The sequence below is a fragment of the Bacteroides sp. genome, assembly GCF_028690125.1.
Classification (GTDB): Bacteria; Bacteroidota; Bacteroidia; order Bacteroidales; family Bacteroidaceae; genus Bacteroides.
The window spans coordinates 1-11,378 of record NZ_JAQVBV010000074.1; the positions used below are offsets into that span (position 1 = coordinate 1).

General features: G+C 39.6%; 6 protein-coding genes and 1 pseudogene. All 7 read left to right on the forward strand.

The features are described 5' to 3' along the window. Nucleotides 1-610 (forward strand): DUF1793 domain-containing protein (locus PHO71_RS24180; protein WP_300208590.1); only part of this gene is annotated, 610 nt, incomplete at its 5' end. A 65-nt stretch (nucleotides 611-675) separates the two neighbouring features. After that, entirely contained in the window at nucleotides 676-2,208 is a 1,533-nt protein-coding gene (locus PHO71_RS24185) for an IPT/TIG domain-containing protein (RefSeq protein ID WP_300208592.1), read from the forward strand. Between the two features lie 6 nt (nucleotides 2,209-2,214). Further along, nucleotides 2,215-5,379: a TonB-dependent receptor gene (locus PHO71_RS24190; RefSeq protein ID WP_300208594.1), complete on the forward strand. Its 3,165-nt coding sequence runs from the start codon at nucleotides 2,215-2,217 to the stop codon at nucleotides 5,377-5,379. 15 nt (nucleotides 5,380-5,394) lie between these two features. Continuing rightward, a complete protein-coding gene (locus PHO71_RS24195; RefSeq protein WP_300208596.1) occupies nucleotides 5,395-7,446 on the forward strand; it encodes a RagB/SusD family nutrient uptake outer membrane protein in 2,052 nt (683 codons plus the stop codon). A gap of 20 nt (nucleotides 7,447-7,466) precedes the next feature. After that, complete coding sequence (locus tag PHO71_RS24200) at nucleotides 7,467-8,462, forward strand: DUF4973 domain-containing protein (RefSeq protein ID WP_300208598.1); 996 nt, start codon at nucleotides 7,467-7,469, stop codon at nucleotides 8,460-8,462. 197 nt (nucleotides 8,463-8,659) lie between these two features. Continuing rightward, on the forward strand, nucleotides 8,660-10,807 hold the full coding sequence (locus PHO71_RS24205) for a CotH kinase family protein (RefSeq protein WP_300208600.1): 2,148 nt from the start codon (nucleotides 8,660-8,662) through the stop codon (nucleotides 10,805-10,807). A 455-nt stretch (nucleotides 10,808-11,262) separates the two neighbouring features. After that, nucleotides 11,263-11,378, forward strand: a pseudogene (locus PHO71_RS24210) (DUF4965 domain-containing protein); the annotation flags it as partial.

The following is an 11,378-nucleotide window of genomic DNA, read 5'->3' on the forward strand; positions in this document are numbered from 1 at the left end:
GTATGGACAGGACCCTGAGAACCAACTTTGCACTGACGATTTTGCAGGGCATTGGGCACATAATGCCAACTTATCAATAAAAGCGATTATGGGTGTTGCCGGCTACAGTGAGATGGCTCGCCTGCTCGGTCTGAATGATGTTGCCGATCAATATGCCGGTATCGCTAAAAACATGGCAGTGAAATGGGAAGCCATGGCGAATGAGGGTGACCATTACCGGTTGGCTTTCGACCGTGAGAATACATGGAGCCAGAAATATAATATGGTTTGGGACAAGATGTGGAACCTGAACTTATTCCCCAATAATGTCATCGACAAAGAAATCAAGTATTATCTGACCAAGCAAAACCCTTATGGACTACCGCTTGATTCCCGTAAAGAATACACTAAATCCGACTGGGTTATTTGGACGGCGGCTATGGCCCCGGACAGGAGTACTTTTGAGAAGTTTATTGATCCTCTTTATAAATATATCAATGAGACTGAATCTCGTGTGCCTATCAGTGACTGGCATCATACGGATAGTGGTGAATGGGTTGGTTTTAAGGCTCGATCAGTGATTGGGGGGTATTGGATGCAGGTATTAATGGATAAAATATCAAATCATTAAAACTATAACCTTTTAAGTGGATATAAAATATGACAACTTATTTACTAATTAAATTCTAATGAATTATGAAAATCAAAGATTTCAAGAAAAGTGAGTTTCGGCGTGTATCGTACGTCATGCTCATGTTATTCGCCTTCTTCTTTGGGAGCTGTGATGATGGCAAGGAGGTCGGTATTGTTTCTGGTAGCGGAGGCGCTCCTTTCAATTCCAATTTACCTATACGCATCAGTAGTATTTTTCCTAATACGGGAAGTGCCGGACAACGAGTGCTTATTAAGGGAGAAAATTTTGGTAATGATCCAACAAAAATAGAAGTTTACATTGGCGGGAAAAAGGCTCCTGTCGTAAATGTGAATGATGATTGTATGTATTGCTTGGTTCCTTCTAAAGCATTTGGGGGAGATCTTAAAGTCCAGGTGAAGGATGAAGAAAATACTTATGTATCTGAGGAAACTGATGTAAAGTTTGATTATAAGAGATTGGTAATCGTTAGTACTATGCTTGGAAAGAAAGACCAGTATGGAAATTGGGAAGTCAAAGACGGTCCATTTGATGACTGCGGCGGACTGAGAAATACCTGCTGGATGGCATGGGATCCTGAATATCCAGACCTCTTATATACTTCTGAAGACGCTGATGGTGATGACGGTGGCGATGGTAAAATCCGTTGTATTGACTTCAAAAACAAACGTCTATATACAATGCTTAACCCAGGCGACATCGGGACTGATGGTAGGCGTCCTCGTTCCATTGGTTTCTTTACCGACAAGGATGGAAAATCCCGCATGTGCGTTGCAATTGATCAGGGAAATCCAGATAATAATGCGATTACTATTTTCGAACGAATTCCGGATGAGAGCAAACCGTGTGGTTTCAAGTGGGGTAACAGAAAAATCTTAGCGAGATATAAGCAATGTAATACGGTGGCTTTCCATCCAATAACGGGTGATATGTATTTTAATTCATATGAGCACGGACAGTTCTTTGAAGTAAAAAGAGAAGTTATTCAGGATATTGTAGATGGAAAACGTGAAGCCGCTAAACCCGGTGATGGAGTAAAAGAGTTATTCACAATCCAAGATGATGGTTGGGAATGCTATTTTACCATGCATCCGGAAGGCAAGTATTGCATTGTGACAGTGGTGAACAAAAACTATATGGTACGTTCAGACTTTAATGGCGAGACCTTTACATCACCGTATGTGGTACTCGGTCAGCCACAGGCTGCTGATGCATATAAAGACGGAGTCGGTACACGCGCTCGCGTTTATTCTCCTAATCAAGGTATCTTTGTAAAGAATCCTGATTATGCCGGAAAAGATGATGAATATGATTATTATTTCTGCGACAAACACAATCATGCGGTACGTATTTTGGCTCCTTCAGGTAAAGTTTCGACTTATGCCGGTCGCGGTAGTGCCTCTTTGAATTCTAATCCTTGGGGAAATGTGAACGGTGATCTACGTGAAGAAGCTCGTTTCGAACGTCCGAAAGGTTTAGCTTATGATGTTAATAATAAAGTGTTTTATGTGGGCGATTCTATGAACCGTAGTATTCGTAGAATCGGTTTGGAAGAAATTGAAGATACTAATGAATAAACACACATGAAAAAATTATTTATTTTATGTATAATGTTGCTATGGGTAACGATAGATGCCCTAGCACAACAAACTATTACAGTTTCAGGTGTTGTAACTGATGAAAGTAAATTACCGGTCATTGGTGCCAATGTAACTGTGAAAGATGTTGCAGGATTAGGTGTGATAACCAATCTTGATGGTAAGTATCAAATCAAAGTTGCGCCTTATAGCCGATTGATTTTTACTTATGTAGGCTATGAAACGCAAGAAATATTAATCAAAGATCAATCGCAAACATTGAATGTGGTAATGAAAGAAGCCGTTACCAATGCAGTTGATGAAGTTGTTATTACAGGTACCGGAGTCCAAAAAAAATTGACTCAAACCGGTGCGATCACTACGGTGAATGTAGATCACCTGAAATCTAACCCGTCTAGTAGTATTGTCAATGCCTTGGCTGGTAATGTTGCCGGTGTTATGGCACGTCAGACTTCCGGACAACCGGGCAAAAACATGTCTGAATTCTGGATTCGCGGTATCTCTACATTTGGTGCCAGCACCGGAGCTTATGTTTTGGTGGATGGTTTTGAACGTAGTATGGAGGAAATCAATATTGAGGATATTGAGTCATTCTCTGTTTTGAAAGATGCTTCTGCTACGGCTATTTATGGTTCGAAGGGTGCAAACGGTGTTGTGCTAATCTCGACAAAACACGGAAAACCTGGTAAGATCAACATTGACGCAAAAGTAGAAACTTCTTATAATATGCGTACCATCACGCCGGAATTTGAGAATGGTTCCTCTTATGCCAGTTATCTGAATGAATCTCGCATTACCCGTAATTATGAAGCGGTTTATCAACCGGAAGAGTTGGAAATCCTTCGTCGCGGATTAGATCCGGATTTGTATCCGAACGTGGATTGGAAAGATCTTCTTTTAAAAGATGGAGCGTGGAGTTATCGTGCCAATCTGAATATGAGTGGTGGTGGAACAACTGCCCGTTACTTTGTATCGGCAAGTTATGTGGAAGAACAAGGTATGTATAATACCGATAAGTCATTAAAGGATGATTATAACACGAACGCGAATTACAAACGTTACAACTATCGTTTGAATACGGATATTGATATTACAAAAACAACTTTATTGAAAGTGGGAGTAGCGGGATGGTTATCCAAGAGAAATAGCCCGGGATTAGGTGATAATGATGTATGGGGAGAACTCTTCGGTTACACGCCTATTCAAACTCCGTTACTATTTTCAAATGGTTATGTACCGGCTATTGGTACCGGAAATAAAACGAATCCATGGGTAGCGGCTACTCAAACCGGATTCAACGAGAATTGGGAAAATGCTATCCAAACCAATGTTACATTGGAACAAAACTTTGACTTTATCACGAAGGGACTTCGGTTTATCGGACGTTTCGGTTACGATACATATAATGATAACTGGATTAATCGTCGTAAATGGCCCGAACAATGGAGAATGGAACGTGTTCGCGATGAAAATGGACAATTAAAACCCAGTCGTGTTTCGGAAAGCAGGAATATGTATCAGGAAAGTGGTTCCGGTGGTAGTCGTCGTGAGTTTTTTGACGTGATGTTTAATTGGGATCGCGGATTCAAAAATCACTATGTGAATGGTACTGTAAAATACACACAAGATTCTTACATTCAAACTCAGCAATTAGGTGACGATTTGAAGAATGGAGTTAACAAGAGAAATATGGGTGTGGCAGGACGTGCTGCTTATCATTACAGCTATCGTTATTTTTTCGACTTTAATTTCGGTTATAACGGTTCAGAGAATTTTGCCAAAGGTCATCGCTTCGGTTTCTTTCCGGCTTATTCTGTTGCATGGAACATTGCCGAAGAGAAATTTATCAAGGATAATTTGAAATGGATGAATATGTTCAAGGCTCGTTTCTCTTATGGTAAAGTGGGTAATGACAATTTAGGGAAAGATGGTTCAGGAAGAGATATTCGTTTCCCATACCTCTATTCTCTTGCCAATAGCTATCAGAATGATAAGAATGAAACTATATATTATCCGGGGTATAATTGGGCCGAAAATGGTTCTAACAAGTCTTACGTCGGTATGAAATATACAGGGCTAGCTTCTGACTATGTGACTTGGGAGGTTGCGACCAAGAAAGACTTTGGTATTGACATGGCACTTTTCAATGATAAATTTACCGCTACTGTCGATTATTTCGATGAGGAACGTACCGGTATCTTCATGGAACGTAGATTCTTACCGAATATGACTGGTTTGGACAGTAACCCCAGAGCTAACGTTGGTGCGTCTCGTTCAAAAGGTTTCGATGGTCACTTTGCTTACAAACAGAAAGTAAACACTGTCAATCTAACCGTACGTGGTAATATCACATACAGTAAGAGTGAAATTCTGGAAAAAGACGAAGAAAATAATGTTTATCAATATCAAATGGAGAAAGGCTATCGCATCGATCAAAACAAAGGTTTGGTTGCTTTAGGTCTTTTCAAAGATTATGATGATATTCGTAATAGCCCGACACAACAGTATGGACCGGTAATGCCCGGTGATATTAAGTACAAAGACGTTAATGGTGACGGAGTTGTAAACGATGGTGATATTGTTGCAGTTGGTTCTACCAGCCGTCCGAATTTGATCTATGGTCTTGGTCTTACTGCTAATTGGAAAGGTCTGGATGTTAATCTTCACTTCCAGGGAGCCGGAAAATCTCAGTTCTTCACATACGGTAAGTGCGTATGGGCGTTCACAGAGGGTCAATGGGGTAATATAATCAAAGGTATGTTGGACGATCGATGGGTAGATGCGGAAACTGCTCAAAAACTCGGTATCCCTGCTAATGAGAATCCGAATGCTTCTTATCCTCGTTTGAGCTATACGGATCAAGGTAATGGTAATACGACTATTTATAAGTATGACAATAATTATCGCAATTCAACTTATTGGTTGCGTGACGGTTCTTATATTCGTCTGAAAACAGTGGATGTGGGGTATACTCTGCCTAAAGCATGGGTTAATAAGATCCGTTTCAACAACATCCGTATTTTTATGGTTGGAACCAACCTGCTTACTTGGTCAAATTTCAAACTGTGGGATCCGGAAATTGGCGATCCGCGTGGCGAATCATATCCTTTGGCTAAATCAGTTACATTAGGTGTAAGTGTTAATTTATAAACCAAATATAATAAGATGAAAAAACTATATATATTAATATTGACGGTTATCTGCATAGGACTGACCTCTTGCGCCGATTATCTGGATTCGGATTACATTTTCAATGACCGCGAATCTATAGAGAAAGTTTTTACCGACCATGACAAGACTGAACAATGGTTGGCACACGCATATTCTTTTCTTAGAAATGATCAATGCTTGGATGTAGGTAGTAAACGTGCCACACCTTTTGTATTTGATGACTGCATGTACTATGGCGATGATGACAAGACTATAAATTCGGCCCGTGGTGATGATAAAATATCATACAATAAGTTCCATGAAGGTAATTATGACGAAGGAGCATTCCAAGGCACTTGGGATGATTGTTACAAAGGGATTCGCCAAGCTACGATTTTTATGCAAAATGTTGATATGAACAAGACGTATACGGCTGAAGAAATCATTGATTTTAAAGCGCAGGCACGTTTTGTCAGAGCTTATTTTTACTGGATTCTTCTCCGGAAATATGGACCGATACCTTTGGCTCCGGAAGATGGTTTTGACTATAATGATTCCTATGATGATGTAGCTACTCCGCGTAGTCCTTATGATGTATGTGCTAATTATATTGCAAGTGAAATGATTCTGGCGGCAAAAGATCTGCCATTATTGAGAGGACAAAATTCAAGTAATCGTCCGACGCGAGGAGCAGCTTTAGCAGCTCGTGCTCTGGCACTTCTTTATGCAGCTAGTCCATTGATGAACGGTAACAATGATGCCTATGCGCAGCAATTAGTAGACGATAAGGGAAATCGATTACTTTCTCCTGATTATGACGAATCTAAATGGGCAAAAGCTGCGGCAGCTTGTAAAGACATAATGGAATTAGGTGTATATAAGCTTTATACCACAGGAGCTATTACAGAAGGAACTCCAACAATTCCTGAACATCCTGAATATTCGAAGAAAAACTTTCCTGAAGGATGGGCGGATATTAATCCATATGAATCATATCGTTCAGTATTCAATGGACAATTGACAACCATTGGAAATCCAGAGTTAATTTTCACTCGCGGACAAAATGTTAGTGGCGAAGGTCCTAGAGCGTTTGTGGTTCATCAGTTACCTAAAGTGGGTCCTGCCGGCTGGAATACTCATGGAATGACACAGAAGCAAGTCGATACGTACTATATGAATGATGGTGGAGATTGCCCTGGTATGTATTCGGAATATACAGGGTACGCAGCCTACGAGGGGCGTGTAGATTCCCGTCCACGTGCCACTGGATTTACAGAAAACAGTATGGATCACCAACCACTGGAAGCAGGTGTTTCTTTGCAATATGCCGATCGTGAACCACGTTTTTACGCATCTGTGGCTTATAACGGATCTCATTGGTATTTAGGAAACGAAATCCTTCCTGAAAATAGAAATAAGCAAATCTTCTACTATCGTGGAGAAAGTAACGGATATCAAAACTCCGAATTCTATTTGCGTACAGGTATTGGTATAAAGAAATATATTCATGATAATGACACCAATACAGAAGCGGCAGGGGGTGATAGAATTCTTTATAAAGACGAGCCAGCCATCCGTTATGCAGATATTTTGCTGATGTATGCAGAGGCTTTAAATGAATTGTCTTCAGCGGCATCTTATGAAATTTCTTCTTGGGACGGAGCTTCAATTTATACCATCAAACGCGATGTAGCCGAAATGAAAAAGGGTATTAAGCCTGTGCGTATGCGTGCCGGTGTACCCGATTATGATAGCAATACCTATAGTGACCAGGCAAAGTTCCGTTTGAAACTGAAACGTGAACGTCAGATTGAGCTGTTCGCAGAAGGTAAACGTTACTATGACCTTCGCCGTTGGAAAGATGCGGAAGGTGAAGAAGCAGTGCCGATTTATGGTTGCAACTATTTAATGAACAAGGGTCAGAGAGACTTGTTCCACACTCCGATCGCTATCTCTAATTTGTCATCGACATTCTCTCCAAAGATGTATTTCTGGCCGATTAAGCACAGCGAACTGAAGCGTAACAAACGTCTGACTCAGAATCCGGGATGGACGTATAATGATTAACTTAAAAAAGAATGATAATCATGAGATTAAAATATAGTTTATTATGCGCACTTGCCGCAGTGGTTGTGTGCAGTTCATGTAACGATGAGTGGAACGAAGAGCAATTTGAACGTTACATTTCTTTCAAAGCTCCGATCAATAGCGAAGGGGTATCTCGAATCAATGTACCTTATAAAACAACGGAACCTGCTACTTACCAAGTGCCGTTGATCGTCAGTGGATCCATTATTAATGATCGGAATTATACTGTACGTATAGGTATAGATACAGATACATTAGACGTGTTGAACTATGAACGTTTTAATAATCGTAAGGATCTTTATTATAAAGCTCTAGATACTCGTTTTTTCTCTTTCCCGGAAACTGTAGAAATAAAGGCTGGAGAAAATACAGCTCTATTACCGGTGCAATTTGACTTGAATGGGCTGGATTTAACAGATAAATGGGTATTGCCTTTGACAATTGAAGATGCTCCTGATGGAAGTTATACTCCTAATTATCGTAAACACTACCGTAAAGCATTGCTTCGAATCATGCCATTCAATGACTATTCAGGTAACTATAGTGGTGTAAACTATAAAAGTTACATAGCTGGTGCTGAAGGTGAGGGAGCTATCGTAAAGAGTTTGATCATGACTTATGTAGTAGATCATGAAACAGTATTCTTTTATGCCGGAACAGTAGATGAAACACGTACAGATCGTAAGAATTATAAAATTAAAGCTCGTTTTGTAACAGAAGGAGGTAGAAATAGGGTAGAGCTTACTGCTGAAAATGATAACATGAAATTTCGTTTGAATAAGGCTCCTACTTTCTATGTTGAAGAAACGATGGATCCTCTTCGCCCTTATTTGCTGCATAAGACTGTTACCATCATGGATATTGATTATAATTTTGTAGACTATACTACTGTTCCTAATGCGGAACTTGAGTATCATGTAGTGGGTGACCTTACGATGGAACGCCAAATCAATACTCAAATACCGGATGATGATCAATCAATCGAATGGGAGTAATTTGAATAACTAAAATGAGAAGAATATTGTTCAAATAGAACATAATCTTTTTGTAAAAGGAAGAAGGAAGTTGGATTATTTTTTCAACTTCCTTTTTTTCATATTTAATTGTAATGATGCCCTACTTAAATTTATGTCTGAGAGATAAATAATGACTATATTTGGACACAGAATATTTTTATCTAAAACCTAATATTATGCAACATCGCTTTTATACTACTAAACGGAGTTCCTATCTTTTACTTCTTTTTCTATTCTGTTTATACTCGTGTTCGAAAGATGAGGATACCTCCGGTTTACTCCAGTTGAATATATCTCCATACCAAATACAAATTCCTCTTAACGGTGGAGAAGAACAAGTGACTATCTATTCAGAAAAAGACTGGACTGCTACTACTAAACAAGACTGGATCGAGATCTCTCCTATTTCCGGTAAAATGGGGACATCAAAAATCACCATCAAGGTAAAAGTGAATGATTATGCTAAAGAGCGAACTGGCAAAGTTTCTATCCAAGCCGCTAAAGAGGTAAAAAGCGTCTCTATAATCCAGAAAGCACAAAAGCAATTATTTTTTCCGATCTCTTTTTACCAAACCACTTATGCTGGAGAAATTAAATCTCCTGCAAGTAATAATGGCACATCTTATGAAATAATCAATGATCAACAATTAGATTGGATTAAGTTGAAAGAAACTCAAGACAAGTCCCAACTTATGACCATTCTTCCGAATGAATCAGTAACTGACCGTTGCGGTATTGTTCACTATCGCAAGAAAGGTTCGGGCGACTGGAACGAGCTACTTGTAGCCCAAGTATCCGGTGAAGAGAAAGGAGGCTTCCTTTGCTTAAGGAAGCTGTCTATTAATGGGATACGTACCACTATTGATTATACAAATAAAAAATATTATTTACCGATAGATATGGATACAAATACTCCTTCCGCCGTAAAAATAGAATTTGAAGGCCTGGGAGTGGATTTTATCCGCATCAATGGCAAAGACATACATTCCGGGGAAAGTGTATCATTACCAGATCTGAAAGCAAACCGGACTATAAAGATTGAAGTATGCAACAGGCTGGTCCCCCAACCTAATTCCCGTGAACTGGTTGTTACCGGAGTTCCTATCATAGATATCATAGCTCCCGATGGAATCGTAGATGACCCTAAACTTCCATGCGAAATAGTATTAACTGATCCCAAAGGACGGACCAATGGTTCACAAATCCGCTTTGAAAGCTATGGAGGAATTGAGATCCGCGGAGCGGGGGCACAACGTTACGAAAAGAAAGCCTATAGCTTTAAGCTGAAGGATAAACTAACCAATGAGAACCTTGACGCCGAACTGCTGGGAATGCGTGAAGACCAGTCCTGGATTCTTGATGCGATGTGGCTGGATTGTGCAAAAATGCGCAATAGAGTCTGTTTCGACCTCTGGAATGATCTGCACACTTTATACTATATAAATGAGGAACCCAAAGCGGTAGGTGCCACTCATGGTTATCCGGTTGAGATGTTTCTGGACGGCACGTATCATGGTCTGTATATTCTCAGTGACCGCATTGACCGTAAACAGCTGAAATTAAAGAAAAAAGGAGGCTATCTGTACAAAGGGGGTGAATGGACAGACGAATGCAAGCTGCAAGGAATTACCTCCTCATATGACAATTCGAGACTTGAATGGAATGGTTTTGAATCGGATTATCCAGACGAGATAGGTGGTGTCGAGTTTAAATATTTGTCGGATCTTATCTGGTTCTTTAGCAAAGCTTCCGGAGAAGAGTTTTCCGCTACTTTTGAAGAACGTCTGGACGCCTCCTCATTAATAGATTATTTTATTTTCATCAATCTACTGATGGCTTATGACAATACCGGACGAAATATTTTCTGGGGGATTTATGATGCCAAAGCAACTTCCGTGCCTAAGTTTTTTATTCAACCCTGGGACCTGGACGGTACGTTAGGACGTACCTGGGACGCTATCAAGCTTAACCCAGAGAAGGGACATGGATTTGATGATGGACTGGTACTACGCCCCGATGCCAATTCCAAATATTTCCGCCCTTTTGAACGGATCATAGACGAAAACCCCAACCATATCAAACAACGTATTTACCACCGTTTTATGGAAGTGAAAGACAAGGCATTAAGCCTGGAGAATATGGCAAAGAAAGTAGATTATTACAAACGTCAGCTTGTGGAATCCGGCTCTTTGGAAAGAGACCGGCAGAAATGGTCCGGTAAATGGATGTATGGCTATGCAGAGCCTAATGAAGAAGCCGAATTTATGAAATCGTGGTATAAGGCACGATTGGAGTATCTTGAGAAAATGCTTAAAGACTTATAATGCTTGTAACCTAAGATAATATAAAACTACTATAATGAAAGCTTCAATGGGTCACACGCTATATGATCCATTGAAGCTTTCATTATAATAGTCATTATCCGAAGAAAAATAACATGTTTAGAAATAACAACATTCTATCTCGTTCCTGTCTATTATTTTTTCTCTCTATATACAAACTTTACTTTCCTTGATTTATTGGTTTATATTGAAATGAGCTATCGCTTTGTTATTTCATGATCTTGCCCAGGTCATAATGGATTGACAAATGTATTTGAGTAACTTTACAAGCCTTCTCCCTGTTTTTAATAAACGATAAAATGATAGTATAATAAAGTTATTTTGTTTGACAATATTTATTAGTCAATCATCAAATAAATTTTTCTATGACAATACGAAAGCAATATTTGTACATTGTAATAATTTGACATTTAGTATATTATCTATTCTGTCTGCGGTATGGACAGGACCCTGAGAACCAACTTTGCACTGACGACTTTGCAGGGCATTGGGCACATAATGCCAACTTATCAATAAAAGCGATTATGGGTGTTGCCGGCTACAGTGAGATGGC

Coding starts and splice junctions, on each gene's coding strand:
- PHO71_RS24185 (WP_300208592.1), top strand. CDS start 676: ATGAAAATCAAAGATTTCAAGAAAAGTGAGTTTCGGCGTGTATCGTAC.
- PHO71_RS24190 (WP_300208594.1), top strand. CDS start 2,215: ATGAAAAAATTATTTATTTTATGTATAATGTTGCTATGGGTAACGATA.
- PHO71_RS24195 (WP_300208596.1), top strand. CDS start 5,395: ATGAAAAAACTATATATATTAATATTGACGGTTATCTGCATAGGACTG.
- PHO71_RS24200 (WP_300208598.1), top strand. CDS start 7,467: ATGAGATTAAAATATAGTTTATTATGCGCACTTGCCGCAGTGGTTGTG.
- PHO71_RS24205 (WP_300208600.1), top strand. CDS start 8,660: ATGCAACATCGCTTTTATACTACTAAACGGAGTTCCTATCTTTTACTT.